The following is a 24,586-nucleotide window of genomic DNA, read 5'->3' as shown; positions in this document are numbered from 1 at the left end:
GCGAGCGATGATCCAGAACCTGCTGGTCGCCAACCGCGGCGAGATCGCCCGCCGCGTGTTCCGCAGTTGCCGTGCCGCCGGGATCGGCACGGTGGCGGTGTTCTCCGACGCCGATGCCGCCGCGCCCCACGTGTCGGAGGCCGACACGGCCGTCCGGCTGCCCGGCAACGCGCCGTCCGAGACGTACCTGCGAGCCGAACTGCTGGTCAAGGCCGCGGCCGAGACCGGCGCCGATGCCGTCCACCCCGGCTACGGCTTCCTGTCCGAGAACGCGGCCTTCGCGCGGGCCGTGCTCGACGCCGGGCTGACCTGGGTCGGGCCGCCACCGGAGGCCATCGAGACGATGGGCTCCAAAGTGGAGTCCAAGCGGCTGATGGCCGCGGCCGGGGTGCCGGTGCTGTCCGAACTGGACCCCGTGTCGGTGACGGCCGATGACCTGCCGTTGCTGGTCAAGGCGTCCGCGGGCGGGGGCGGCCGCGGGATGCGCGTGGTCCGCTCGCTCGACGAACTGGCCGAAGCGGTGGAAGGCGCCAGTGCCGAGGCGGGATCGGCGTTCGGCGACCCGACCGTCTTCTGCGAGCGGTACCTGGAGACCGGGCGCCACATCGAGGTCCAGGTCCTGGCCGACCGGCACGGCACGGTGTGGGCGGTGGGGGAGCGGGAGTGCTCCATCCAGCGGCGGCACCAGAAGGTCGTCGAGGAGGCGCCGTCGCCGTTCGTCGACGCCGCCATGCGCGAGGAGCTGTTCGAGGCCGCGCGCAAGGCCGCCAAGGCGATCGACTACGTCGGCGCGGGCACGGTCGAGTTCCTCGCCGGGCCCGACGGGCGCTTCTACTTCCTCGAGATGAACACACGGCTGCAGGTCGAGCACCCGGTCACCGAGAACGTCACCGGCCTCGACCTGGTCGCGCTGCAGCTGCGGATCGCCGAGGGCGAGCGCCTGCCGGCCGACCCGCCCCCGACCGTCGGCCACGCCATCGAGGTCCGGCTCTACGCCGAAGACCCGGCGGCCGGCTGGCAGCCGCAGAGCGGCACGCTGCACACCTTCGAAGTGCCCGATGTGGACCGTTCGTTCGCACACGGACCCGGCCTCCGGCTCGACTCCGGGTTCGAGAGCGGCTCGGTGGTGGGTGTCCACTACGACCCGATGCTGGCCAAGGTGATCACCTGGGCACCGACCCGCGCCGAGGCCGCCCGCCGGCTCGCGAAGGCCCTGGCCGCGACGAAGATCCACGGCGTCGTCACCAACCGCGACCTCCTGGTGAACATCCTCCGCCACGAAGCTTTCCTGGCGGGGGAGACCGACACGGCGTTCTTCGACCGCCACGGCCTGGACACCCTCGCCGCGCCTCTGGCCACGGAGGACACCGAGCGGCTGTCCGCCCTCGCCGCGGCCTTGGCGGACGCGGCGGGGAACCGGGCGGCCGCGACCACGCAGGGCCGGTTGCCCAGCGGGTGGCGCAACGTCCGCTCGGCCGGGCAGCGCAAGGTCTTCACGGTCGCGGACCGCGAGTACGAGGTCGTCTACTCGCTGACCCGCGATGGCCTCCGCGCTCAAGGTTTCGAAGCGGAGCTGGTAAGCGCCGAGCCCGGCCGGGTCGTGCTGGACGTCGGCGGCGTGCGTCGCGCGTTCGACGTCGCCCGCCACGCCGGAGTGTCCTATGTGGACTCCGCGCTCGGGTCGGTGGCGCTCACGGCCGCGCCGCGGTTCGCCGACCCGGACGCCGCCCTCGCGGCGGGGTCGCTGGTCGCGCCGATGCCGGGCACGGTCGTCCGGCTCGCGGTGCAGGCCGGCGATCCGGTGAAGGCGGGCGACCCGTTGTTGTGGCTCGAAGCGATGAAGATGGAACACCGGATCGCCGCCCCCGCCGACGGCGTGGTCGCGGAACTGCCGGTCACGGTCGGACAGCAGGTCGAAGTGGGCACGATCCTCGCGGTGGTGGGAGAAGAAGCATGAGCATGAACTTCGTCGAGCCGGAAGAGCGGATCGCGCTCCGCAAGGCCGTCGCCGAACTGGGCGCCAAGTACGGGCACGAGTACTACGCCCGCAAGGCCCGCGCGGACGAGAAGACCCACGAGCTGTGGGACGAGGCCGGGCGGCTGGGCTACCTCGGCGTCAACATCCCCGAGGAGTACGGCGGTGGCGGCGCGGGCATCGCCGACCTCGCGGCTGTCCTCGAAGAACTCGCCGCCGCGGGCTCGCCGCTGCTGCTCATGGTCGTTTCGCCGGCCATCTGCGGCACCGTGATCTCCCGCTTCGGGACCGAAGAACAGAAGAAGCAGTGGCTGCCCGGGATCGCCGACGGCAGCAAGCGGATGGTCTTCGCGATCACCGAGCCGGACGCCGGGTCGAACTCGCACAAGATCACCACCACCGCCAAGCGCGACGGCGACGGCTGGGTCCTCAGTGGACGCAAGGTCTACATCTCCGGCGTCGACGAGGCCGACGCCGTGCTCGTCGTCGGCCGCACCGAGGACGCGAAGACCGGGCGGCTCAAGCCCGCGCTGTTCATCCTGCCGACCGGCACCGAGGGCTTCGAGTACACGAAGATCCCGATGGACATCGTCGCGCCGGAGAACCAGTTCTCGCTGTTCCTCGACGACGTCAAGCTCCCGGCCGAGGCGCTCGTCGGCGAGGAGGACGCGGCGATCGCGCAGCTGTTCGCGGGCCTCAACCCGGAACGCATCATGGGCGCGTCCTTTTCCCTCGGCATCGCGCGGTACGCGCTGGCCAAGGCGGTCGGCTACGCCAACCAGCGGCAGGTCTGGGGCACCCCGATCGGCACCCACCAGGGCCTCGCGCACCCCCTGGCCGAGATCAAGATCGAGCTGGAACTGGCCAAGCTGATGACGCAGAAGGCGGCCTCGCTCTACGACGCCGGCGACGACTTCGGCGCGGGCGAGTCGGCCAACATGGCCAAGTACGCGGCCGCCGAGGTGGCCATCCGCGCGACCGACCAGGCCGTGCAGACCCACGGCGGCAACGGCCTGGCCACCGAGTACGGCCTCGGCACGCTCGTGACGGCGGTGCGGCTCGGCCGGATCGCGCCGGTCAGCCGCGAGATGGTGCTCAACTTCGTCGGCCAGCACAGCCTCGGCCTCCCGAAGTCGTACTAGGAGCACCTTGACCGGCATCCGCGAACCCCAGCAGGAACGCAGCCGCACCACGCGGCGGCGGCTGATCGAGGCCGCGCTCGACAGTTTCGGCGAGCGCGGCTGGCACGGCGTGACGGTGGCCGGCATCGCCGAACGCGCCGGCGTCTCCCGCGGCGCGGCCCAGCACCACTTCCCGGCCCGCGAGGACCTGGTGGTGGCGGCGGTCGACCTGCTCGGCGAGGCCCAGATCGACGAGCTGCGGGCCCAGGCCGCCGGCCTCCCGAGCGGCACGTCCCGCATCGAGCGCGTCGTGGAGATGGTCCTGAACCTCTACACGGGCCCCCTGTTCCGCGCGGCCCTGCAACTGTGGTCGGTAGCGGCGACCGACGACGCCCTGCGGGAGGTCCTGGTCCCCCTGGAGGCGCGGGTGGGCCGCGAGGCACACCGGGTGACGGTGGAGCTGCTGGGCATCGACGAGTCCCGGCCAGGCTCACGCGAACTGGTCCAGGCCACCCTCGACCTGGCCCGCGGCCTGGGGCTGGCCAACCTCCTGACGGACGACGCACGGCGGCGGAAGCAGATCGTCCGCGAGTGGGCCCGGACCCTGGAGCTGCGCCTCACCTGAGCAGCGGGACAAGACAAATGACCTCCCGCGGCCCCCACGAGAAGGCAACACGTCCCGGACTCGGACGGAACCTCACCCGCACCCCAAGCGTCATAGTGCCGTAAGTAACACAATCGGCCCAACGGGCGAATAACCCGTTGTAGTGACGCAAGAGGAAGGCAGTCCGGTGTCCGGTTCAGGAGTCGAGCTCACCCACCGCGCGATGGCGATGCTGAAGGCGGTGGCCGCCGGGCGGGCGCAGATGTCGTGCAGCTGCGAGCCCGACCTCTTCGTCGACGGATTCGCCTGTTGCGATCAGATCACCGCGCACGCCCTCGCCCACGGCGGCTACCTGCGGCCGGCCGTCGAAGGTGGCACCGGGCGCGTCGCCGCGGAGCTGACCGAGGCGGGCCGCGCCGTGCTGGCCATCACCGTCGCCGCCTGAGCGTCACGGAGGGTCGCGGGTTCGAACGTGTGTTCGGTCTCCCGTGCGTGCCCCTGACCTGGCAGTCTTGTCCCCATGGCGGAGCACCCACCACCGGTGGACAACGAGGCGACGGTCTTCCTGCCGAGCGAGCTGCGCGGCCCGCACTGGCCGACCCGTGACCTCGACGTCTCGCGGCGGCCCTACGACGAGTTCGCCGGCCAGATTGTCGCCCGCCCGCCCGCTTCGCCGGTCAGCGCCGGCCGTGGGGAAGGGGCCGGGTCGTCGCTGGCCCGCTCCAGCGGCCGGATGGCGGTCGCCTCCGCCGTCAGCCGGGTCACCGGGTTCGTCGCGAAGCTGCTGCTGGCCGCCGTGGTCGGCACCGGGGTCGTCAACGACTCCTTCACCGTCGCGAACACGCTGCCCAACATCGTCTTCGAACTGCTCTTCGGCGGCGTCCTGGCCAGTGTCGTGGTGCCGCTGCTGGTCCGTTCCCACGACGACCCGGACGGTGGCCGCGTCTACACGCAGCGGCTGCTCACGATGGCGCTGGTGCTGCTCGTCGCCGGCACGGCCGTCGCGGTGGCCATCGCCCCGCTGTTCACCGCCCTCTACGTCGACAAATCGTCTCCGACCGCGAACCCGGGGCTGACCACGGCCCTGGCGTACCTGCTGCTGCCGCAGATCCTGTTCTACGGGCTGTTCGCGCTGCTGTCGGCCATCCTCAACGCGCAGAACGTCTTCGGCCCGCCGGCCTGGGCGCCGGTGCTGAACAACGTCGTCGTCACCGGCACGCTCGTGGTGTTCGCGCTGGTGCCGGGGGAGCTGACCCTCGACCCGGTCCGGATGGGCGACCCGAAGCTGCTCGTGCTCGGCCTCGGCACCACGCTCGGCATCGTCGCGCAGGCGCTGGTGCTGATCCCGGCGTTGCTGCGCACCGGGTTCCGGTTCCGCTGGCGCTGGGGCTTCGACCCGCGGATCAAGGAGTTCGGCGGGCTCGCGGCGTGGATCCTCGGCTACGTCGTGGTCAGCCACGTCGGGTTCGTCATCACCACGCGCGTGCTGACCGGCGGCACCAGCGGCGGCGTCACGGCCTACAGCTACGCGTCCCTGCTGTTCCAGCTGCCGTACGGCATCCTCGGCGTCTCGCTGCTGACGGCCCTGATGCCGCGGATGAGCCGCGCGGCGGCGGACGGCGACACGGTGTCGCTGGTCGGCGACCTCTCGCTCGCCTCCCGCATGTCCACGGTGCTCTTCGTGCCCATTTCGGCGGTGCTGGCGGTGGTCGGCACCCCGGTCGGCATCGCGATCTTCACGTGGGGCCGCGGCACCCTGGAGGACGCCGAGCGGCTCGGCCAGACCCTGGCCGTGTCGGCGGTCGGGCTGCTGCCGTTCGCGCTGGTCATGCTGCAGCTGCGGGTGTTCTACGCGATGAAGGACGCCCGCACGCCGACGCTGATCATGCTGGTGATGACGGCGGTGAAGATCCCGTTGCTGCTGCTGTGCCGCGGCCTGCTCGACGGCGAGCACATCGTCTACGGCGTGATGCTGGTGAACGGCGCCGGGTTCGTGGTCGGCGCGGTGCTCGGCCAGGTGTGGCTGTGGGTCCGGCTCGGGCACCTGCGCAGCAAGCGGTCGCTGCGGGTCGGGCTGATCACGCTGTCGGTGAGCGGGCTGGGCGTGGTGGCGGCGGTCCTGGCGGGGTACGCGGTGCCGGCGTCGCTCGGGGCGATCGCGGGGGCGTGGGTGAAGCTGCCGGTGCAGGGGGTGCTGGGGATGGCGGTGCCGTTCGGGTTGCTGGCGGTGCTGAGGTTGCCGGAGTTCACCCCGGTGACCCGGCGGGTGGGCGGCCTGTGGCGGCGGTTCGCGGCTCGTTGACGGCTACGGCCGGGAACGCGATCCGGTTGTCTCGAAACGGTAACGAGACCGCGGCGATCAGCGCGTTTACTTTTGCCGCAAGGGTTTCTACTATCCACCGGGGATCAGGCCGCCGCGGGCGAGTGCGGGGCCGGGGGTATCGGGTGGAGGTCGTGCATGACGCGCAGTGCGCGCAGGCGGCGGGATCGGGTCACGGTCGACGAACTGCTCCGGCAGACCGGGGCGCGGCCGCGCAAGCCCGGTTCGCGGGCGGCCGAGCTGGCGGCGCGCCGGACCGGCCGGGACGTCGAACCCGAGCCGAGCGCGGCGGCGCGGATGGCGCTCGCCTCGGCCGTGATCGTCGTGCTCGGGGGGCTCGTGCTCGTGCTGGCCACGCGGCCCGATTCCGTTCCCGGGTCCACGCAGTTCCCGCAGCTGCAGCCGGCCACCGCCGTGCCGTCTTCGTCGACCGCGCTGGCCGTGCCGACCGAGACGACCACGCCGTCGCCGGTCGTCATGCACGCGCGGCGGACGCCGACGCCCACTCCGACCGTCACCGTCGAGCTGCCGCCTCCGCCGCCGGCGGTCACGACGAAGCCGCCGTCCACAGGGGACCCCGGGTGGAACCCGTACCCGTGCAACCCGTACTACTGCGGCGGCTGGCGGCGCTGAACCCGCGAAGGCCCCCTCACCGACCCCGATGCCGGTGAGAGGGCCTCCGACTGCCCCACTACGGGTCCGTGTCAGCCGGTGTAACCGGCGACGACCTTGGTGAACGCGTACTTGTCCTGGCTGATGCCGCTGCACTCGCCGCCGCCGCTGCAGTCGCGGTTGGTGGCCCAGAACGTGAAGCGGGCCAGGTGGTGGCTCGTCGCGTAACCGCGGATGGAGTTGAAGTTCGCGACCGTGACCGTCTCACCCGCGTTGTCGGTCTTGCCGTTCATCGAGGAGAGGCCGCTGTGCCGGTAGGCGGTGTCGTCGCTCCAGCCGAACGTGCTCTTGAGCTGGTTCTTCAGCCCGTCGACCGCCGACTTCGTCAGCGCGGCCATGTCACCGCCGCTGGAGAAGTCGAACGGCATGACCGACCAGACGTCGACCGGGGCGCCGATCGCCTTGGCCTGGTTGATCAGGCGCTTGCCCCACGAGTCGGGGCCGGTCGTGGTCGTGCCGATGGTGATGACGACCTTCAGGTTCGGGTTCTTCTGCTTGGTCAGCTTGACCGCGTTGAGGATGCGGTCCTGGACCGTGTTGTTCTGGAACTCGTCGGTGTTCTCGATGTCGAGGTCGATCGCCTTGAGGCCGTAGGCGTCGATCACCTTCTGGTACGCGCCGGCCAGCGCCGAGGCCGACGTGCACTTCGAGCCCAGCTTCGTGCCGGACCACCCGCCGAAGGAGGGGATGACGTCCCCGCCCGCGTTGCGGATGTTCTGGATCATCGTCTTGTCCGAGCCGGTCAGCGAGCGGCTGCCGTCCCACTTCGGGTTGCAGGTCCCGTCGGACAGGACGAACGCGAGCGTAAACGCTTTCACGCCGGTCGCGGACATCGCGGCGGTCGGGCTGGTCTGGCCGCCCCACTGGTACAGGTACGGGGAGGCGAGCACCGGGTCGACCGCGGCCATGGCCTGCGGGGCGAGCCCGACCGTCGTCGCGAGCGCGGCCGAAGCCGCCGCTGCGAGGGTGAGAAGACGGCGCACTGATTTCATGGGGGTCCTCCGAACGCAGGTGGAGCACCTCCGGTTTGAGGCGGCGGGATCAACCCGGGAGGAGTGCTGTGTGCCACCACACAATGGACTAGACCAATATTGCGTGTCAACCCTCCGTCGGTCGGAAAATGACCCACGGATTCGTCCGGACCACCGATGTCAAATTCCCCTGAAGGCGGATCGACACCGGCCCGCATTCCGGCTACTTTGCCGAGATGGTGGGGGATTCCACGGTCGCCGCCGGCGGGGGCCGCCGCCCGGGCCGGTTCCTGCCCGCCCTCCTGCTGCAGCGCTGGGCCCTGTGGCGGCTGCCGCGCCGCGGCCAGGTCTGCTACCTGCTCGGGGTCGACGCGCTCGCCGTCGCCGCCGTCGTGCTCGCCGCCGTCCGCTTCCCGCCGCTGCCCGCGATGCTCGGGCCGTTCGCGCTGCTCACGGCCGGGATGCTGGTCTCGGCCGAACTCGCGCGGCCGGTGGAACGCCACCGCGAGGACACGCTGCTCGGCCCCGGCGTCGACACGCCGTGGATCTTCGCCGGGGTGCTCGTGCTCCGGCCGGGCCTCGCCGTCGCACTGGTCGCGCTCTCCGCGCTGCACCAGTGGTTCCGGGTCCGCAGAAGACCCGGCTACCGGCAGGTGTTCGGCGCCGCGGCGACGGCGCTGGCCGGGCTCGCCGCCGGGGCCTTCCTCACCGCGACCGGGGTCCGGCCGCTCGGCGAGGTCCTCGACTCCCGGACCGTCGGCCTGCTCACCGTCGCCGGGCTGGTCTTCCTCGCGGTGAACGCCGCTCTCGTGACCGGCGCCGACGGGCCCCGCCGTCCGCGCGACGCCGCGCCGGGGCACGCCTTCGACGCCGCGATGACGGCGTTCGGGCTGCCGCTGGCCTGGGCCGCCGTCGCCGCGCCGCTGCTGGTGCCGGTGCTGGCCGGCGCCACGGTCGTGCTGCACCGCGGCGGGCTGGGCGCCGGCCGCCGCGACCACGTCACCCTCGATCCCGGCACCGGCGTGCTGACCGCCGCGTCCTGGCGCGGCGCCGCCGAGGCCCGCCTGGACCGGCTCGGCGGCCACGGTCCCGGCTTGGCCGTGCTGCTGCTCGACCTCGACCACTTCCGCCTGCTCAACGACCGCTACGGGGCCCGCATCGGCGACGCCGTCCTGCGCGCGGTCGCCGGCACCCTGCGTGACGAGGTCCGGGCCGCCGACCTGGTGGGCCGCTCCGGCGGCGAGGAGTTCGCGGTGCTGCTGCCCGGCACCGGCGCCTTCGACGCGATGGCGATCGCCGAACGGATCCGGCTGCGGATCGCCTCGACGCTGGTGGCGCTGAAGGCGTCGGGGGACGGCCCGCAGTTCGTCGGGGTGACGGTGTCGATCGGCGTGGCGGACTGCGCGGCCGGCGGTGTCCTCGCGGACGCGCTGCTGGCCGCGGAGACGGCGTTGCTGCGGGCGAAGGCGGCGGGCCGCAACCGGACGGTCTGCGCCGAACCGGACGTCAGCTCATCGTGATGGCGTCGAGCTTCTCCCGCAGGTACTCCGACGCGATCACCTCGGGGTAGGTCCGGGTGCCCAGCGGCGGCGCCAGCGAGGTGATCCGGGCGTCGTGGTCGGTCTCGTAGAAGAAGATCAGCGAGACCAGGTCCTCGTCCGGGGCCGACGCCGGCGGCGGCAGGACGCGGTGGCGCGTCGAACGCCAGCGGTCGCCGGTCCAGCGGGCCATCAGGTCGCCGATGTTCACCGTGAACGCGTCCGGGTGGAACGGCGCGTCCTCCCACTCGCCGCCGGCCGAGCAGACCTGCAGCCCGCCGAGCCCGGCCTGGCGGTCGAGCACGGTGACCGTGCCGAAGTCGGTGTGCGGGCCGATCCGGAACTGGTCCGGCTCGGGCGGGCCGACGCGGGTCATCGGCGGGTACCAGTTGATGTTGAACGTGTACGTCGGGTGGGCGGTGTGCCGGGTGAAGTGGCTCTCCGCGAGGCCGAGCGCCGCGGCGAAGATCTCCAGCAGGTGGTCCGACAGCGCCCGCATCCGGCGCATGTACTCGGTGGCCGCCTCGCCGAGACCGGGCACCTCGTGCGGCCAGACGTTGGGCTGGAACCAGAAGCCGTCGATCTCGGCGACGCCGAGCTTGGCGTCCGCGCCCGCGGAGTAGGACTCCTTGAGGTCCGGCGGGGTCTCGGTGCCCTCCGCGTAGCCGTTGGCCTCGACGCCGGGCGGCAGCCAGCCGCGGCCGCCGACGGTCACGGCGTAGCGCTGCTTGACGTCCTCGGGCAGCGCGAAGAACCGCCGGGCCAGCTCGCGGGTCCGCGTGCGCAGGCCGTCCGGCACGCCGTGCCCGGTGACCAGCAGGAAGCCGGACTCCTGCAGCGCCTGGTCGATCCGGGCGGCGACGTCGGCGCGGCCTTCGGACGTGCCCGCGAACCACGGCGAGAGGTCCACGAGCGGAACGGATGACGGCATACCGGCTCCTCGTCCAGCGCCGGCGGGCCGGCGCTGTTCGTCCAACACTGTCCTATTCGGACTTTTCGACTCCGATGTCCTCGAACCACAGGTCCGGGCGCGCGGCGATGAACTCCGTCATCAGCGCGGTGCAGCCGGGATCGTCGAGCACGGTGATCCCGACGCCCGCCTCGGCGAGCCAGTCGTGACCGCCGTGGAACGTCTCCGCCTCGCCGATGACCACGCGCCCGATACCGAACTGACGGACGAGCCCGGAGCAGTACCAGCACGGCGAGAGCGTCGTGACCATGATCGTGTCGCGGTAGTGCGGGCGGCGGCCGGCGTTGCGGAACGCCGCGGTCTCGGCGTGCATCGACGGGTCGCCGTCCTGCACGCGCCGGTTGTGCCCACGGCCGAGCAGCGTGCCCGCGGAGTCGAACAGCGCGGCCCCGATCGGCACGCCGCCTTCGGCCTTGCCCAGCTCGGCTTCTTCGCGGGCGACGGCGAGCAGGGCGTGCGGGTCGATCGGCATGCGCCACTCTTTCCGCCCGGGGCGGTGCCTGGCAAGTGTTTGACCGGGCGACTGCACTATCCGGCGGATCGCGGACCGGATCTGTCCTCGATGTCTGGCACACTGCGTGCCATGTACGGCACTTCGGAACGCCTGCTCCGGCTGTTGTCCCTGCTGCAGGCCCGCCGGGAGTGGCCGGGCGCGGACCTGGCGGCCCGGCTCGAGGTCGACGTCCGCACGATCCGCCGCGACGTCGAGCGGCTGCGGTCCCTCGGCTACCCGGTGCACGCGACACCGGGCGTGGCCGGCGGCTACCGGCTCGGCGCGGGCGCGGCGCTGCCCCCGCTGCTGCTGGACGACGACGAAGCGGTGGCGGTCGCCGTCGGCCTGCGCACGGCGGCGAGCGGCACGGTCAGCGGCATCGAGGAGACGTCGGTGCGCGCGCTGGCGAAGCTGGAGCAGGTGCTGCCGGCGCGCCTGCGCCCGCGCGTCGGCGCCCTGCACGCCGCGACGGTCTCGCTGCCGGGAGCGGGCCCGACGGTGGACGCGTCGGTGCTGACGGTGATCGCCGCGGCCTGCCGCGACCACGAGCGGCTCCGCTTCGGCTACGACGACCGCGCGGGGGCCTCGACGGAGCGGTCGGTGGAGCCGCTGCGGCTGGTCCACACCGGACGGCGCTGGTACCTGGTGGCGTTCGACCTCGGCCGCGACGCGTGGCGGACGTTCCGGGTCGACCGGATCACGGGCGTGCCGGCGGCGGGCTTCCGGTTCACCCCGCGCGAACCACCGGCGCCGGACCTGGCCGAGTACGTGGCCCGGCAGCTCTCGACGGCGCCGTACCCGCACCAGTTCGTGCTGCGGGTGGCCGCGCCGGCCGGGGCCGTGGCGCGCCGGATCCCGCCGACGGCCGGGGCGGTGGAGGCGGTCGACGACGCCAGCTGCCGGGTGCGGACCGGGGCGAACACCCTGGACACGGTGCCGTACTACCTGGCGCAGTGGGGGTTCGACTTCGTGGTGGAGGAGGCCCCGCCGGGGCTGGTCGAGCGGCTGCGGGAGGTCGCGGAGCGGTTCGCGCGGGCGGTCGGCTGAAGCTCAGCCCGGGTCGACCCGCGCCCGGTCGCTCTCGCCGTCGGTCAGGAAGGCGGCCAGCCGGCTTCCTTCGGCTTCGACCTCGCGGCGTTCCTGCCCGGTCAGCCGGCGCAGCGGCCGCACCGCCACGGCGTCGCCGTCCGTCGTCCAGGTGGCGCCGACCCGGCCGTCCACCAGCACCACCCGCTCGGCCGCCACGGACAGCCCGCGGTGCGCGTCGTCGATGATGCGGGTGCGGTCGTCGTAGCCGAGGATCGCGTTGTCGAACGCCGGCAGGAACCGGACCGGGGCCGGGGTGTCCGGGTCGGGGCGCGGGGCGTCCGGCAGGTCGAGCAGCTCGCGGCCGCGCTCGTCGCGGAACGCCACCAGCTCCTCGCGCACCGCCTTCACCGCCGCCGGCAGCCCGGCCAGGCCGGACCACGCGCGCAGGTCCGCCGTCGCCGCCGGGCCGAAGGCCGCCAGGTAGCGGCGCACCAGGGCCTGCCCGACGCCGTCGGCCGGGTCGAGCGGGTCGCCGTCGCGCCCGAGCCACGCGGGCAGCGGCAGGTTGCGCACGCCGGCCTTGGTGCGCCACAGCCCCCGCGGCGGCAGCTGGACCATCGGGATCAGCGCGGCGACCAGCATTTCGCCGAGCGGCCGCGGCCCCGCGTCAGGCCAGTGGCCGGCGACGGCCCGGGCGAGCTCGCCCATCGAGCGCGGCTCGCCGTCGGCCAGGACTTCCCGGCCTCGTGCGGCGAGTTCGTCGAGGTCGACGTCTTCGAGTTCGCGGCGGTAGGTGCCGAGGACGCGCTGGCGCAGCATCGCGTCGAAGCGGGTCCGCCAGGCGAGCACGTCGGCGGCCGTGAGCAGGTGCACGGTCCGGCGCATGAGGTGGGTCCGCACGACGTGGCGGCCGGTCAGCAGGTCGTCGAGGGCGTGGGGAGCGAAGCCCCGCAGCCGTGACCACAGCCCGGTGAACGGTTCCTGCGGCTCCTGCGCCTGCAGGCCGCCGAGGTGCGCGACGGCGTCGGGCACGGGCAGTGTGGCCCGTTCGAGCAGCAGTTGCCGGGCGAGCGTGGCGCGGTTGAGGGCGCGCGTGTCCAGTTTCGGCACGGGAGTCACTGTGGCAGAGAAAGCGGACAGGATGTGACCGCTACTGCGTCGGGAGGTTGAACGACCGCTCAGTCTGTGACGGGCGTCACGCCGAGCATGCGCAGCACGAGCCCGCCGTACTCCTGGCCCAGCGCGGTCGGCGTCTGCCGCGCCCGCTCGGTGTACCAGCGGGCGACGTCGACACCGAGCGAGAGGACCGCCCGGGCGGCGACGTGCGGGTCGGACACGGTGAACACGCCGTTCGCGGCGCCTTCGGCGATGACTTCCCGCACGATCCGCTCGATCCGCCGCCGCAGCTCGGCGACCACCTCGAACTCCTGCTCGGGAAGGGCCTGCAGCTCGTACTGCACGACCCGGGCGACGGTGTGCCGCCGGGCGTGCCAGGCCACGAAGTCCTCGACGATGAGCCGGATCCGGGCGACGGGGTCGGTTTCCTTGGCGACGACGTTCTCGACGAGCGCGAGGGTCTGCTCGTGCCCGTACCGGCTGATGGCGAACAGCAGCGCGGCCTTGGACGGAAAGTGCACGTAGAGCGCGGCGGGCGACATCCCGGCGGCTCCGGCGATGTCCCGCGTGGTGGTGGCGTGGTACCCGCGCTTGGCGAAGGCCTCGACCCCGGCGAGCATGAGCCGCCGGGCGGTCTCGGGCTGCACGTCCGGCCACAGTTCGGCCGACAGCGACATCGTCATCCGCTGATCCTCCCAGATAGGCCCGCCCGAACGGCGGCCCCGACGGCCGGCCCGGTCCGCGTCATTGTAAGCGGTTGCTTTGTCAGCGAATCCGGGGATGCGGGCCGAGGTGCCCCGTGCGGCCGGCGCCGGGCAGGCGGTCCGGCAATCGCGTCGACGGCCCCGAAGGCCCGGCTGCTGCTCCCCACACGTAACTTTCAGCCCTCGGAACAGGGTGGTGCGTGGGCTGTGAACTGGCCGATCCGTCGGAATCGGCGCGGCCGGCGGCGCGGACGAGTTGTCGCGTTCGCGCCGGTGACACTAGCGTCGTCCGCGCACACGAGCCGACGTCCGGCAGGGCCTGGCACCGCTCCTTCGACTTCCGCGTGACCGAAGCGTGGTTCGCCACGCGCCGGTCGTCTCGCGGGACCCGCGGGCCGCTCGAGGTGGCACAACCGGCTTCGGCCTGTCGCGTTCGTAGTCACCCGAGGAGGTAAGGCAATGCGACGCGTTCTCTCCCGAGCCGCCGCCACGGCCGCGGTGGTCCTGGGCTTGGTCACGGCGGCGGTCGCCCCGACGGCATCCGCCGCGGCCAACCCCTACCAGCGGGGACCGGATCCCACCCCGGCGAGCGTGGCGGCACCGTACGGGCCGTTCGCGACGGCACAGGCGAAAGTCCCGCCCGGCAACGGGTTCAACGGCGGCTACGTCTACTACCCGGCCGACACCGGCCCGGGCACGTGGGGCGCGGTCGCGATCGTGCCCGGCTACTCCGCCCTGTTCGCCGACGAAGAGGCGTGGATGGGCCCGCGGCTGGCGTCCTTCGGCTTCGTCGTCCTCGGCATCGAGACCACCAGCCGCACCGACAGCGCCGACGCCCGCGCCACGCAGCTGCTCGCGGCGCTCGACTACCTGACGCAGAAGAGCCCGGTCCGCACCCGGGTGGACGCGAGCAGGCTGGGCGTCGTCGGCCATTCGGCGGGTGGCGCGGGTGCCCTGCTCGCAGCGCTGCGGCGCCCGTCGCTGAAGTCCGCGGTCGGGCTGGCCCCGGGATCACCGGTGGGCAACCTGGACCTGGCCGGTGACCAGGTGCCGACGATGTTCATCGCCGGGCAGCGCGACCCCGTCGTCACCCCGGCGTACCTCGACAAGCTGTACGTCACGATGCCGGCGGCGTTGAAGAAGGCCTACGTGCAGATCACGGGCGTGGACCACCTGTTCGCGACCCGGCCGAACACGGTCGAGATGCGCACGCTGATCCCGTGGCTGAAGCTGGCCCTCGACCGGGACACGCGCTACGAGAGGTTCCTGTGCCCGACGGTGGCGGACGCGACGGGGATCTCGATGTACCGCAGTAGCTGTCCACTGTAGAGGGACGATCGGGCGGAACTTTCGCCGGTGCCGGGGCGGGAACCCCCGGAGAGAGGTCGTCGGCGGTGAAGCCGGGGTCAGCGCCGCCGATCGGGCCGCACGGCGGCGGGTGGCAGGCCCGGTCTGCCACCCGCTTTCCCGTGTTCCGCGATCAGCCGGGTCCCCCGGACGGTTACGGGACGACCACCCGGACGCCGGGCAGGGGGATGCGCACCTCGATGTCCGGGGCGAGGCGGGCGACGGCGTCGGCGTAGTGGCGGGGGTCCTGGTCGGCTTTGGTGATCATGCGGTCGCCGAGGTAGCCGCTGTGGAACGCGTAGTGGTGGGGGATCGCCAGCGCCGGCCGCAGTACTGCGGTCAGCTCTGCTGCCTGTTCGGCGTCCATCACCACCTGGCGCAGGCCGGCCGGCCGGACGCAGAGGCCGTTGGTGGGCAGGATCGTCAGGTCGAGCGGTCCGAGGCGGCTCGGTATTTCGTCGAGTTCGGGCACGCGCAGTGAGTCGCCGCCGAAGAACACTGTCCGGCCGCCGGCCTGGAGGACGAATGTCACCTCGTGGACGCCGTGCTCGCCGGGGGTGGCGGTGACCGTGAGGTCGCCGACTCGTGCCGATTCCCATGCCTCGATGGTGTGCAGGGTGCGGAAGCCCTTCTCCCGCGCGAGGGCGGTCACGGTGCCCGGCCCGATGAGCGGGGTGCCCGGGTCGAGGCCGCCGGCGAGGAGGGCGTCGAGGTCGCAGTGGTCGTAGTGCTCGTGGCTGATCACGACCGCGTCGAGCCGGCCGAGTGCGGACACGGGTGTGGCAAGTCGTTCACCCGGGTGGTAAGTGGCGGTTTCGGTGAACCACGGGTCGGTGAGGACTCGCAGGTCGCCGAGTTCGATCAGCTGGCACGCGTGGGCGATCCGGGTGACCGCGAGGGGTGTCTTCATGCCGGGTGTTCCTTTCCGGGAACGGTCAGTCGGTGATGGCTCCGAGGAGTTCTTCGGGTGTTTCGATCTGCGGCAGGTGGCCGGACCGGGGGAGCACGGTGAACTTCGCCGTCGGGATCGCCGCGGCGTAGGCCTTGCCGTATTCGGTGCTGACGATCCCGTCGCTTTCGCCCCAGACGACGTGGACGGGCAGGTCGTCGAGCGTGCGGAGCCGGTCCAGCAGGGTCGGGTCGGCCATGGCCGGGCCGGTGTAGGAGACCAGGGCCTGGATGTCCGGGCCGGGCCCGGTTCCGCCGCCGGCGGCCGGCGCCTTGCTCGGGTCGTGGTAGGACAGCTTGCTCAGTTCGGCGGGCGTGAGGCCGGCGACGCTGGTCACGGGGTGTGCTTCGACCTCGATCCCGATGCCGTCGACGATCACCGCGCCGCTGACCCGCGGGCTGCCCAGCAGGGCGATCTCGGCGGCCAGCCAGCCGCCGAAGGAGTTGCCGATCACGGTGACGTCGGCGAGGCCGAGCTCGTCGAGCAGGCCGACGTAGGCCGCCGCGAGCGCGCGGGTCGAGTCCAGGCCGGGCACCCGCGGGGTGCCGGCGAAGCCGGGGTGGGTCGGGGTCAGCACGCGGGAGTGCGTGCGCTGCGCGAGCAGGTCGGCGAAACCGGCCACCGTCGCCGGGCCGCCACCGCCGTGCAGGAGCAGGAAGGGCCGGGTGTGGTCGCGGTCTTCGACGGTGACCACGCCGCCGCCGGTGGTGGGCGCGGTGAAGGTGCGGGTGGGCCGGAGGGTGCCGGCGGGGACCGAGTTGCGCATGGAATCGCTCCTTCGTGGGCTATGCTGTCTAAGCAACCTTATATAAATATACTTACTTTGCCAAGGGTGAGGAGGCCTCCGGTGGTGGGTTACGCTGCGTTGGTGTCGCCGTCGCTTCAGGAGATCGGGCTCGCTGTGAAGCGGCTGCAGTGGCGCCACCACCGCGAGGCCAACCGCCGGCTGGCCGGACACGGGCTTTCCCTGGTGCAGTGGGACGTTCTCCGGCATCTGCACCAGCAGCCGGACGCCACGCTGCACACGCTGGCGGAACTGACGTTCCAGACCGACCAGTCGATGGGCGCCCTCGCCAAGCGCATGATCGAGCGAGGTCTCCTCGAACGGGCCGACGGGCCCGGCCGGGCCACCCGCCACGTGCTGACCGGCGAAGGCCGGCGCGCCTTCGAGGCCGGATCGCTCGTCCTCGAGGCCGTCTTGGCCGAGACGGTCGGCACGCTGACCGACGCCGAGCGGGCCGTCCTGCACGAATTGCTGCTCAAGGCCGCCGGGCAGCGGTGACCGCACGCCTCGTTTTTGCAGTGCGAAACTCAGGGCTTTCGGTGACCTTGGTAGCCGATGATCGTGCCCGCGAACCGTTCGGCCTCCGTGCACGGATCCGCGTGGGCGCTCAGCGCACGGTCGGGTGCGTCGACGGTGACGACGAGGAGGGTGTCGTTCGCGACGCCGGTTTCGACCGTGCAACGGCCGACGTCCAGGTCGCGAAGGATCGCCGGGTAGCTGTGCACCTGCGCCGGGGTGAAGCCGGGGATCGTCGGGCGTTGGCGGTAGCGGGCTTCCAGGCCGCCGGTGGTGAGGTCAACCGCGGCTCGGTACGTCAGCTTGGCGGTGTCCGCGGGTGTCCAGCGGCAGCCCGGGGGTTCCGGCGTGCCGTCGGTGGTGACGAAGTAGCGGGCGAGCTGGGGCCGGTCGAGCAAGTGGCACGGCGCGGCCGCGAAGGGCGTCAGGTCGAGGGGGTCGGCGGCGAGTTCCGGGGACAGCCGCTGCGGCCCGGTGGGGGCCGCCGTGCACGCGGTGAGGACGGCCGCTGCGCCGAGGAGGAACGCCGCTCGCCTCCGTCGGGAAGGAACGCCCGGGGGCAGCGGGCGGCGAACGGGAGGGCGGTCCATCGGCGTCCTCTCGCCGCACCGGGTTTCCGGTCGAGGCTAGAACGAACCGGTTGAGGGGACGCTGAGAGCCGGATGCGTGAGATGCCCGGCGGCGGGGTACCTGTCGCTCCGGTCGGAACGAGCGGAAAGAGGTGCGGATATGGCCCTGCTGGTCGGATTGCTGGTGGTCTGGGCGGTTCTGGTGGTACTCGGGATCGCCATCAAGGGGTTGTTCTGGCTGATCATCGTGGGCGCGGTGCTGTTCGTCGCCACCGGGGTGATCGGGTTCGTGCGGCGCAAGGCCGTCGGCGGACGCGGCTGATCGCGGGGTCCGCGCCGGGCCGGGTGCCCGGCGCGGACCGCGTCCGAGGTGGACCCGTCAGCGGGTGATGCCCGTGTGGCCGAGGGAGTACCGGCCCGGCTGCGGCCACACGCACAGGCCGTGCGGCTCGTTGCCGGCCGGGATCTCGGCCAGCAGTTTTCCGTCCTTTGTGGACAGGACGTACACCACGCGGTCGTACCGCCCGGACAGCCAGAGCTGCGTGCCGTCGGCGGTCACGTTGCCCATGTCCGGGCTGCCGCCGCCCGGGATGTGCCACACCGTCACCGGTGCGCCGGTGTACGCGTCGAGCACGCTGACGCTTCCTTCGTGGCGGTTGGTCACGTACAGCTGCTTCGCGTCCCGCGACAGGTAGAGCCCGTGCGCGCCCCGGCCGGTGGGGATGAAGCGAAGCACCTTCGTCGCCGCTCCGTCGAGGACCCAGAGGCCGTTCGCGTCCGAGTCGGCGATGTAGTAGACCGAGCCGTCCGGGGCGAGCTTGATGTCCTGCGGGCCCATCCGCGTGTTGCGGTGCGGCATGTCGATCATCCGCAGCAGGTGGTGCGAAGCGACGTCGACCACCGCGACCCGGCCGGCGAACTCGCACGTGAAGACCGCCGTGCGGCCGTCGGGGGAGAAGTCCGCGTGGTCGACGCCCGCGCACTCCGGGACCGGGGTTTCGTCGTGGGCCTGCCAGGTGTGCGGGTCGTACCAGACGAGCTTGCGCAGCCGTTCGGCCACCGAGATCGCGTACCGGCCGTCCGGGCTGAAGTACATGTTGTACGGGTCCACGACCGGGAACGCCTTGCCCGGCAACCCGGTCTTCGGGTCGAACGGCAGCACGTGGTCGCCGCGGTCGTCGGTGGCGTAGAGCGTGCGCAGGTCCCAGGACGGCACCACGTGCTGCAGTTCCTTGCCCGCCGGGTACTTCGCGACGACCTTGAACGTGGCCGGGTCGATCACCCAGACGTCGCCCGAGCCGCTGTGCGGCACGTAGACCAGCGGCTTGTCGCCGGCGACCGCGGGTGAGAGCATCCCGGCGCCCGCCGCCGCGTCGACGTCGTGCGGGTCCGGGACGCCGGGCATGCCGGGCAGCGGGTTCGGCGCCGGGGCCGGCGGCGTGGGCAGGTGCGGCACGGCCGTGCCCGGGCCGCCGGACATACCCGGCATCCCGGACATGTCCGGGCCGGCGGAACCGCCGCCCGAGGAGCAGCCGGCGGCGAGGGCGAGACTGAAGACCACGGCGGTCAGCCGGACGCGCATCCGTTACGCCAGCAGGTCCGACGCGGTGACCGGGGTGAGGCCGCGGTCCGCCAGGGCGGTCAGGATGCCGGGGAGCGCCGCCACCGTGCCGGGGTGCCCGAGGTGCATGCTGACCACGCTGCCGGCACGGGCCTTCGCCACCGCGGCGCGGATGGCGGCCGGCCCGGGGTCCTTCCAGTCCAGGGAATCGACGTCGTAGGACAGCACCCGCGAGTACCCCGCTTTGCCCGCTTCGACCAGTTCCTCCCGCGTGGCGTGCTGGCCCTGCGACTGCCGGAAGAAGGCGCCCGGCGACCCGGTCAGTTCGGCCAGTTTGTCCCGGCAGCGCTGGATCTCCGCGTACATCGGCTCCGCCGCGTAGCCCGAGAGCGCGGGGTGGCTCCAGGTGTGGTTGCCCAGCTCGTGCCCGCCGTCGCGGATCATCCGGGCGGCGTCCGGGTGCTCGGCGAGCCACGTGCCCACCGCCAGCACGGTGATGTGCGCGCCGTGCTGGTGCACGACGTCCAGCACCTGGCGGGTCACCTGGACATCGCCCGCGCCGTGGAAGGTCAGCGCGACCTGCGGCCGTCCCGAGGCGGAGCGGACGACCTCGGTGGCCGGACCCGTCGGCAGCGGGGACGGTGCCGGCGGGGGTGGACTCGCCGACGGCGGGGCCGCGGTCGTGGGCGCCGGACCGGCGGGGGCCTGCTGCTGCTGCTCAGGCGCCGAGCACGCGGTCAATGCGGCGGCGCCCAGCGCCACCCCGAACAGGCGGCGCCGGGTGAGCGGGTCTGGCACGAAACCTCCAACTCCACGGACGGCGCGACCCTTTCGCAAACCCGCTGTGAAAACGCTGAGAGCCGGGCCGGGCCGGTTCGACCCGTTGGCCGCTTTGCCGGTCGTTCGCGAACATTCTCCCGACCGAGGTAGGTGCCGCCCGGACGGGCGCGCCGGGACGCTGGCGGGCGTCTCGGTCCCCACCGTCCGGAGGATTCCCTTGTCCGTCCCCTGTTTGCGGTTCGTGCTGCCCGCCGCCGCCCTGCTCGCCGCCTGCGCCGTGCCGTCTCCCGCACACGCCGCCACGCCGGCCGCCTCGTGCTCGCGGGCCGACCTCCCGCTGCCCGACCCCGCGTGCACGCCGGGCGCGCTGAACCCGGACGTCACCCAGGCCACCATCGGGTCGACCATCTGCGTGTCCGGGTGGACCGCGACGATCCGCCCGTCGACCAGCTACACCAACGCCCTCAAGCGGCAGGGGATCATCGACTACGGCTACGCCGACACGAGCCTGTCCGACTACGAGGAAGACCACTTCCTGCCCCTGGAACTCGGGGGCGCCCCGAAGGATCCGGCCAACCTCTGGCCGGAACCGCACGCGGGCAGCGAGAACTCCTACAGCAAGGACTCCGTCGAGAACGCGGTCAAGAAGGCGGTCTGCGCTCGCCGGGTCACCCTCGACGACGCGCAGCAGGCGATGCTCACCGACTGGACGACGGCGGAATCCGTGCTGGGAATCGGCTGACCCGGAAGGCCGATCGTGACCGGTCAGCCGTGGAAGCCGCGGCCGGTCGCGGCGGCCCGGCCCTGGGCGCTCACCCCGCGCGCAGCCGCCGCAGGCCTTCCGCCGACGCTGTCCCCGGTGCTGCCGTGTAGATCAGCAGCCGGTGTTCGTGGCCCGGGATGGCCAGGATCTCGCAGTCGAGCTCGAGCGGCCCGGCGATCGGGTGGGTCGTCCGCTTGGTCAGCGTGCGCGGCACCACGACCTCCCGTTCCGCCCACAGCCGGGCGAACTCCGGGCTCTCCCCGAGGAGTTCGTCGACCAGCTCGCGGACCGCCGGGTCGGCCGGGTAGCGGCCGCCCGCGCGCAGGTCCGCGACGCACAGCCGGGCCAGCTCCAGGCGGTTGCCGGTGATCGTGTCGGCCGGGTCGAACAGGCGGCGCAGGCGGTTGCGCTTCCGCGGTGGCCAGGTGGCGGGGTCGCCGATCAGGGCGGCCAGCATCCCGTTCCAGGCCACCAGGTCGTAGGCCGCGTCGAGGACCATGGCCGGGACGTCGCCGAGGCGGTCGAGGAGCCGCAGGACGTTGGCGGGCACCGGGTGCGGCCGGGGCGGCGGAGCCGGGCGGGCCAGCCGCAGCAGGTACGCGTGTTCGTCGCCGGTCAGCCGCAACGCCCGCCCGAGCGCGGTGAGCACCTGGTCCGACGGGTGCGGTCCCCGGCCCTGCTCGAGCCGGACGTAGTAGTCGGGGGAAATCCCGGCGAGCAGGGCGACTTCGGTGCGCCGCAACCCGGGGGTCTGCCGTCTCGGGCCGGGTTCGAGGCCGACGTCGGCGGGCTGCAGCCGCGCACGCCGGCTGCGCAGGAACCCGCCCAGCTCGATCCTGTCCACGCTCCCATCATCACCCGGCGCCGGGGTGGTACCGCCGGTGCCTACCCCGTTCGCCGTCACGTCGGCCAGGCTCGGGGCATGACGATCTTGGTGACCGGCGCCCGCGGGAACGTCGCCCGCGCGCTGGTGGGACACCTGCTCGACCACGGACACGAGGTCCGGGCGGCCGGCCGCGACCCCGGGCGGGCCCGGCTGCCCGCCGGAGTCGAGGTGGCCGCGGCCGACCTGGCCCGGCCCGAGGGCTGGGCCGCGGCGCTCGACGGCGTCACGAAGGCGTTCGTCTACGCGGGCACGGCCGGCCTCGACGGGTTCCTGGCCCGGGCGGGCGAGCTGGAGCAGGTGGTGCTGCTCTCGGCCCTGGGCGCGGACGCGGCGTCGGAAGACGCGATCACCCGCGCCCACGGCGAAGCCGAGCAGGCGGTGCGCGATGCGGGGATCCCGTGGACGTTCCTGCGCCCCGGCGGGTTCGCGGCCAACCGGCTGCTGTGGGCGGCCTCCCTCCGCGGCGGGGTGGTGCGCGACCCGTTCCCGGACTCGCACTCGGCGTTGATCCACGAAGCCGACATCGCCGCCGTCGCCGCGTGCGCGCTCACGGAAGGGCACCTCGGCGCGGTGTACGAGCTGACCGGGCCCGAGTCGCTGACGGTGCGGGACCAGGCGTCGCTGATCGGCCGCGCCGCCGGGCGTCCGGTCCGCGTCGAGACCCAGGACCTCGACGACTACCGCCGTGAGCTCACCGCGGCGTTCGCGGCCCGCGGGCTCGGCAGCACCGGGTCGGCCGAGGTGATCGAAGCCCGGATCCGGCGGCTGGCGGCGCTGGTGGACCGGCCGCAGCCGACGACGGAGACGGTCCGGGCCGTCACCGGCCGCCCGGCGCGGGGCTTCGCCGAGTGGGCCGCGGACCACGCCGGTGCCTTCCGCTGAACCGGGTCCCCATTTAGAAAGGTACTTTACTAACGGGGGATGCGGTTGTATGGTCGGGTTACCGCCGCCTGCAAGCAGTCCTGGTGCAAACCAGCCAGCTACGGCGGAGGTTTCGTTGTCCCACAAGAAAAAAGCTGTGCCCCTGATCGCGGCCGTGTGCGTCGCGGCCGGCCTCGGCCCGGCCGCGGTCGCCGCACCCGGCCCGGGCGCGCTGACCACCCTCGACACGTCGGCGGGCAACCGCGCGGCCCCGGTGCCGGGCCTTTACGACTGGAGCAAGGCCGGTTTCCGCGGCGGGCAGGACCTGCCCGGCGCCGACGCGGTCAACCCGAGCGCGAACTGCCGGATCACCGCGGCCCAGCTCGCCACCACCTACCAGGTCAAGCCGGACGACGGCGTCGACGACACCGCCGGCATCCAGGCGGCCATCGACAAGATCCACACCTCGTGCACGCCGTCGGCGGGCTACGGCAAGCTGAGCCTGATCACGTTCCCGGCCGGCACGCTCGACGTCACGCACGAAATCCACGTCGACGCCAGCTACCTGATCCTGCGCGGCGCCGGCGCGGACCGCACGAAGTTCGTCTACCGGCCCGACAAGAACACCGAATACGACGTGGTGACCCCCGACGGCGACCAGTGGGACCAGCACGAGATGAACTACGAGGACGGCTCCGGTGGCTGGCTATGGCCGGGCCGCGGCCTGTTCCGCGTGCAGTCGCGCGGTGTCGATCCCAGTTACGCCAGTCAGTACAAGTCCGCGCCGGCCAACCGGAAGGACATCTTCGAGGGCACGGTCAACGTGCACTGGAAGGCCGGCGCGAAGCTGCGGGAGAAGCCGGGTGACAAGGGATTCGCCGCCCGCACCGGCGACAGGACCGTCTACCTGGCCACGAGCGCCAAGACGACGAACATGAAGGTGGGCGGCTTCGTCAACATCCGGGCCGCCAACACGATGAAGTTCTACCAGTCGATGAACGCGGTCCCGACGACCTGGCCGCTGCAGAACCTGCACATGCGCCAGCAGTGGTTCACCATCACCGCGATCGACACGAAGAACCACACGGTGTCGATCGACAAGCCGCTCGAGTACGACGTCCCGGTCGATTCCACTTCGGACGGTTCGGCGCCGATCGACGGCACGGCGTACGCGTCGAAGGCGTCGCCGATCGTGGACCCGGTCGTGGGGGTCGGCTTCGAGGACTTCACCTTCACCCAGGCGCCGCCGCCGGGCGTGACGGCGGAGCAGGCCAAGGACAACTACGGGAACCTGGCCCCGTCGCTGGCCATGCAGGGGATCGTGTTCAAGTGGGCCGCGAACTCGTGGGTGCGGGGCATCCACGCGGTCATGACCGGGTCGCACCCGATCGTGACCGAGGAGGCCAAGAACCTGCAGATCGTGAACAACGAGCTGGACGGCTCGTGGAACAAGGGCAAGGGCGGCAACGGCTACTTCCGCGGCTCGCGGGTGTGGGACTCGCTCTACGCCGGCAACACGACCCGTGACCTGCGGCACTTCACCTTCCAGTGGTCGGCCTCGGGCAACGTGGTGATCGGCAACGACATCGACTCCGACTTCAACATCCACGGCGGCTACGAGCGCAACAACCTGTTCGAGAACAACACGAACAACGTCTCCTACGCCCACCGCTCGGGCAACTGCACCGCACACTGCGGCGACGAAGGCGGCGACGCACCGGACGACTCGTCGTGGTTCCCGATCTACTGGTCGACCGGGCAGAAGGCGGTCAAGTGGTCCGGATCATCGGGCCCGCGCAACGTCTTCTTCGGCAACACGATGACCAAGCAGCTCACCGCGGGCGCGGCGTACACGCCGTACTACGCCGACCACACGAAGATCTACCAGTTCGGCTGGGACGGTTCCGCGTTCCACCACCTCGACGTCGGTGGCAAGCCCATCGCGGACTGGGCCCACAACGAACAGCGCGACTACACCCACGGCCACGGCGTCGACGATTCGAAGACGAGCACGGCGAAGTCCTTGTTCCTCAAGAACATCGGCTGAGAGGAGGACC

The 24,586-nt window shown here is 72.4% G+C and carries 25 protein-coding genes; 14 read left to right on the top strand and 11 right to left on the bottom strand.

Annotation, left to right across the window (positions count from 1 at the left end):
- Window positions 1-7: 7 nt before the first annotated feature.
- The 6 genes from ABZW17_RS13225 (at window position 8) to ABZW17_RS13200 (ending at window position 6,653) form a co-directional block, all read left to right on the top strand.
- Window positions 8-1,957 carry a biotin carboxylase N-terminal domain-containing protein gene (locus ABZW17_RS13225; protein ID WP_354812859.1) on the top strand — a complete coding sequence of 650 codons (1,950 nt, stop codon included), beginning with the start codon at window positions 8-10 and terminating at the stop codon, window positions 1,955-1,957.
- 2 nt (window positions 1,958-1,959) lie between these two features.
- A complete protein-coding gene (locus ABZW17_RS13220) occupies window positions 1,960-3,117 on the top strand; it encodes an acyl-CoA dehydrogenase (protein ID WP_354812890.1) in 1,158 nt (385 codons plus the stop codon).
- Window positions 3,118-3,124: 7 nt separating this feature from the next.
- Window positions 3,125-3,721, top strand: coding sequence for a TetR family transcriptional regulator (locus ABZW17_RS13215; protein ID WP_354812857.1), 597 nt, complete (start codon window positions 3,125-3,127; stop codon window positions 3,719-3,721).
- 166 nt (window positions 3,722-3,887) lie between these two features.
- A complete protein-coding gene (locus ABZW17_RS13210) occupies window positions 3,888-4,145 on the top strand; it encodes a hypothetical protein (protein WP_354812855.1) in 258 nt (85 codons plus the stop codon).
- A gap of 75 nt (window positions 4,146-4,220) precedes the next feature.
- Window positions 4,221-6,002 carry a murein biosynthesis integral membrane protein MurJ gene (gene murJ, locus ABZW17_RS13205; protein WP_354812853.1) on the top strand — a complete coding sequence of 594 codons (1,782 nt, stop codon included), beginning with the start codon at window positions 4,221-4,223 and terminating at the stop codon, window positions 6,000-6,002.
- 156 nt (window positions 6,003-6,158) lie between these two features.
- Window positions 6,159-6,653 carry a hypothetical protein gene (locus ABZW17_RS13200; RefSeq protein ID WP_354812851.1) on the top strand — a complete coding sequence of 165 codons (495 nt, stop codon included), beginning with the start codon at window positions 6,159-6,161 and terminating at the stop codon, window positions 6,651-6,653.
- Window positions 6,654-6,724: 71 nt separating this feature from the next.
- Here ABZW17_RS13200 and ABZW17_RS13195 read toward each other — a convergent pair whose 3' ends face one another.
- The gene (locus ABZW17_RS13195; protein WP_354812849.1) at window positions 6,725-7,684 is read right to left on the bottom strand and encodes a chitinase; all 960 of its coding nucleotides are present in this window, start codon (window positions 7,682-7,684) and stop codon (window positions 6,725-6,727) included.
- Window positions 7,685-7,899: 215 nt separating this feature from the next.
- On the opposite strand from ABZW17_RS13195, the gene ABZW17_RS13190 reads away from it, so the two are divergent.
- Window positions 7,900-9,183, top strand: coding sequence for a GGDEF domain-containing protein (locus tag ABZW17_RS13190; protein WP_354812847.1), 1,284 nt, complete (start codon window positions 7,900-7,902; stop codon window positions 9,181-9,183).
- Here the strand turns inward: ABZW17_RS13190 and ABZW17_RS13185 are convergent.
- Complete coding sequence (locus ABZW17_RS13185) at window positions 9,170-10,132, bottom strand: 2-oxoglutarate and iron-dependent oxygenase domain-containing protein (protein WP_354812845.1); 963 nt, start codon at window positions 10,130-10,132, stop codon at window positions 9,170-9,172. The two genes, ABZW17_RS13190 and ABZW17_RS13185, sit on opposite strands and share 14 nt — an antisense overlap.
- A 52-nt stretch (window positions 10,133-10,184) precedes the next feature.
- Entirely contained in the window at window positions 10,185-10,643 is a 459-nt protein-coding gene (locus ABZW17_RS13180) for a nucleoside deaminase (protein ID WP_354812843.1), read from the bottom strand.
- 111 nt (window positions 10,644-10,754) lie between these two features.
- Between ABZW17_RS13180 and ABZW17_RS13175 the strand changes: the two genes are divergently transcribed.
- Window positions 10,755-11,711, top strand: a complete 957-nt coding sequence (locus tag ABZW17_RS13175) for a YafY family protein (RefSeq protein WP_354812841.1) — start codon at window positions 10,755-10,757, stop codon at window positions 11,709-11,711.
- 3 nt (window positions 11,712-11,714) lie between these two features.
- Here the strand turns inward: ABZW17_RS13175 and ABZW17_RS13170 are convergent, their stop codons facing one another.
- A complete protein-coding gene (locus ABZW17_RS13170) occupies window positions 11,715-12,803 on the bottom strand; it encodes a winged helix DNA-binding domain-containing protein (protein WP_354812839.1) in 1,089 nt (362 codons plus the stop codon).
- A gap of 68 nt (window positions 12,804-12,871) precedes the next feature.
- Complete coding sequence (locus ABZW17_RS13165; protein ID WP_354812837.1) at window positions 12,872-13,492, bottom strand: TetR/AcrR family transcriptional regulator; 621 nt, start codon at window positions 13,490-13,492, stop codon at window positions 12,872-12,874.
- 480 nt (window positions 13,493-13,972) lie between these two features.
- On the opposite strand from ABZW17_RS13165, the gene ABZW17_RS13160 reads away from it, so the two are divergent.
- Window positions 13,973-14,842, top strand: coding sequence for a dienelactone hydrolase family protein (locus tag ABZW17_RS13160; RefSeq protein ID WP_354812835.1), 870 nt, complete (start codon window positions 13,973-13,975; stop codon window positions 14,840-14,842).
- A 172-nt stretch (window positions 14,843-15,014) separates the two neighbouring features.
- Here the strand turns inward: ABZW17_RS13160 and ABZW17_RS13155 are convergent, their stop codons facing one another.
- A complete protein-coding gene (locus ABZW17_RS13155) occupies window positions 15,015-15,770 on the bottom strand; it encodes an MBL fold metallo-hydrolase (RefSeq protein WP_354812833.1) in 756 nt (251 codons plus the stop codon).
- Window positions 15,771-15,795: 25 nt separating this feature from the next.
- The gene (locus ABZW17_RS13150) at window positions 15,796-16,575 is read right to left on the bottom strand and encodes an alpha/beta hydrolase (RefSeq protein ID WP_354812831.1); all 780 of its coding nucleotides are present in this window, start codon (window positions 16,573-16,575) and stop codon (window positions 15,796-15,798) included.
- Window positions 16,576-16,656: 81 nt separating this feature from the next.
- Here ABZW17_RS13150 and ABZW17_RS13145 point away from each other — a divergent pair, with 81 nt between their 5' ends.
- Entirely contained in the window at window positions 16,657-17,091 is a 435-nt protein-coding gene (locus tag ABZW17_RS13145; protein WP_354812829.1) for a MarR family winged helix-turn-helix transcriptional regulator, read from the top strand.
- A gap of 29 nt (window positions 17,092-17,120) precedes the next feature.
- On the opposite strand, the gene ABZW17_RS13140 is transcribed toward ABZW17_RS13145, so the two are convergent.
- Window positions 17,121-17,699 (bottom strand): DUF3558 domain-containing protein, encoded by a 579-nt coding sequence (locus ABZW17_RS13140; RefSeq protein ID WP_354812827.1) that lies wholly within the window; start codon window positions 17,697-17,699, stop codon window positions 17,121-17,123.
- A gap of 139 nt (window positions 17,700-17,838) precedes the next feature.
- Between ABZW17_RS13140 and ABZW17_RS13135 the strand changes: the two genes are divergently transcribed.
- On the top strand, window positions 17,839-18,000 hold the full coding sequence (locus ABZW17_RS13135) for a hypothetical protein (RefSeq protein WP_354812825.1): 162 nt from the start codon (window positions 17,839-17,841) through the stop codon (window positions 17,998-18,000).
- Between the two features lie 57 nt (window positions 18,001-18,057).
- Here ABZW17_RS13135 and ABZW17_RS13130 read toward each other — a convergent pair whose 3' ends face one another.
- Window positions 18,058-19,260: a beta-propeller fold lactonase family protein gene (locus ABZW17_RS13130; protein WP_354812823.1), complete on the bottom strand. Its 1,203-nt coding sequence runs from the start codon at window positions 19,258-19,260 to the stop codon at window positions 18,058-18,060.
- A gap of 3 nt (window positions 19,261-19,263) precedes the next feature.
- A complete protein-coding gene (locus tag ABZW17_RS13125) occupies window positions 19,264-20,037 on the bottom strand; it encodes a polysaccharide deacetylase family protein (protein ID WP_354812821.1) in 774 nt (257 codons plus the stop codon).
- A gap of 199 nt (window positions 20,038-20,236) precedes the next feature.
- Between ABZW17_RS13125 and ABZW17_RS13120 the strand changes: the two genes are divergently transcribed.
- On the top strand, window positions 20,237-20,761 hold the full coding sequence (locus ABZW17_RS13120) for a hypothetical protein (protein ID WP_354812819.1): 525 nt from the start codon (window positions 20,237-20,239) through the stop codon (window positions 20,759-20,761).
- A gap of 70 nt (window positions 20,762-20,831) precedes the next feature.
- Here the strand turns inward: ABZW17_RS13120 and ABZW17_RS13115 are convergent, their stop codons facing one another.
- The gene (locus ABZW17_RS13115) at window positions 20,832-21,626 is read right to left on the bottom strand and encodes a helix-turn-helix transcriptional regulator (protein ID WP_354812817.1); all 795 of its coding nucleotides are present in this window, start codon (window positions 21,624-21,626) and stop codon (window positions 20,832-20,834) included.
- 78 nt (window positions 21,627-21,704) lie between these two features.
- Between ABZW17_RS13115 and ABZW17_RS13110 the strand changes: the two genes are divergently transcribed.
- Window positions 21,705-22,550: an NAD(P)H-binding protein gene (locus ABZW17_RS13110; protein ID WP_354812815.1), complete on the top strand. Its 846-nt coding sequence runs from the start codon at window positions 21,705-21,707 to the stop codon at window positions 22,548-22,550.
- 136 nt (window positions 22,551-22,686) lie between these two features.
- Window positions 22,687-24,576 (top strand): hypothetical protein, encoded by a 1,890-nt coding sequence (locus tag ABZW17_RS13105; protein WP_354812813.1) that lies wholly within the window; start codon window positions 22,687-22,689, stop codon window positions 24,574-24,576.
- The last annotated feature ends 10 nt before the right edge of the window (window positions 24,577-24,586 follow it).

Origin of the sequence: Amycolatopsis sp. NPDC004625 (assembly GCF_040609695.1) — a bacterium.
Classification (GTDB): domain Bacteria; phylum Actinomycetota; class Actinomycetes; order Mycobacteriales; family Pseudonocardiaceae; genus Amycolatopsis.
The sequence above is the reverse complement of the archived record's forward strand: the minus strand, read 5'-3'. Positions and strand labels throughout refer to the sequence as shown.

Excerpts from the sequence above, each read along its gene's own strand:
- ABZW17_RS13220 (WP_354812890.1), top strand. The coding sequence starts at position 1,960 with ATGAACTTCGTCGAGCCGGAAGAGCGGATCGCGCTCCGCAAGGCCGTC.
- ABZW17_RS13200 (WP_354812851.1), top strand. The coding sequence starts at position 6,159 with ATGACGCGCAGTGCGCGCAGGCGGCGGGATCGGGTCACGGTCGACGAA.
- ABZW17_RS13155 (WP_354812833.1), bottom strand. The coding sequence starts at position 15,770 with ATGAAGACACCCCTCGCGGTCACCCGGATCGCCCACGCGTGCCAGCTG.
- murJ (WP_354812853.1), top strand. The coding sequence starts at position 4,221 with ATGGCGGAGCACCCACCACCGGTGGACAACGAGGCGACGGTCTTCCTG.
- ABZW17_RS13175 (WP_354812841.1), top strand. The coding sequence starts at position 10,755 with ATGTACGGCACTTCGGAACGCCTGCTCCGGCTGTTGTCCCTGCTGCAG.
- ABZW17_RS13130 (WP_354812823.1), bottom strand. The coding sequence starts at position 19,260 with ATGCGCGTCCGGCTGACCGCCGTGGTCTTCAGTCTCGCCCTCGCCGCC.
- ABZW17_RS13180 (WP_354812843.1), bottom strand. The coding sequence starts at position 10,643 with ATGCCGATCGACCCGCACGCCCTGCTCGCCGTCGCCCGCGAAGAAGCC.
- ABZW17_RS13140 (WP_354812827.1), bottom strand. The coding sequence starts at position 17,699 with ATGGACCGCCCTCCCGTTCGCCGCCCGCTGCCCCCGGGCGTTCCTTCC.
- ABZW17_RS13135 (WP_354812825.1), top strand. The coding sequence starts at position 17,839 with ATGGCCCTGCTGGTCGGATTGCTGGTGGTCTGGGCGGTTCTGGTGGTA.
- ABZW17_RS13185 (WP_354812845.1), bottom strand. The coding sequence starts at position 10,132 with ATGCCGTCATCCGTTCCGCTCGTGGACCTCTCGCCGTGGTTCGCGGGC.
- ABZW17_RS13190 (WP_354812847.1), top strand. The coding sequence starts at position 7,900 with ATGGTGGGGGATTCCACGGTCGCCGCCGGCGGGGGCCGCCGCCCGGGC.
- ABZW17_RS13160 (WP_354812835.1), top strand. The coding sequence starts at position 13,973 with ATGCGACGCGTTCTCTCCCGAGCCGCCGCCACGGCCGCGGTGGTCCTG.
- ABZW17_RS13110 (WP_354812815.1), top strand. The coding sequence starts at position 21,705 with ATGACGATCTTGGTGACCGGCGCCCGCGGGAACGTCGCCCGCGCGCTG.
- ABZW17_RS13150 (WP_354812831.1), bottom strand. The coding sequence starts at position 16,575 with ATGCGCAACTCGGTCCCCGCCGGCACCCTCCGGCCCACCCGCACCTTC.
- ABZW17_RS13195 (WP_354812849.1), bottom strand. The coding sequence starts at position 7,684 with ATGAAATCAGTGCGCCGTCTTCTCACCCTCGCAGCGGCGGCTTCGGCC.
- ABZW17_RS13225 (WP_354812859.1), top strand. The coding sequence starts at position 8 with ATGATCCAGAACCTGCTGGTCGCCAACCGCGGCGAGATCGCCCGCCGC.
- ABZW17_RS13165 (WP_354812837.1), bottom strand. The coding sequence starts at position 13,492 with ATGACGATGTCGCTGTCGGCCGAACTGTGGCCGGACGTGCAGCCCGAG.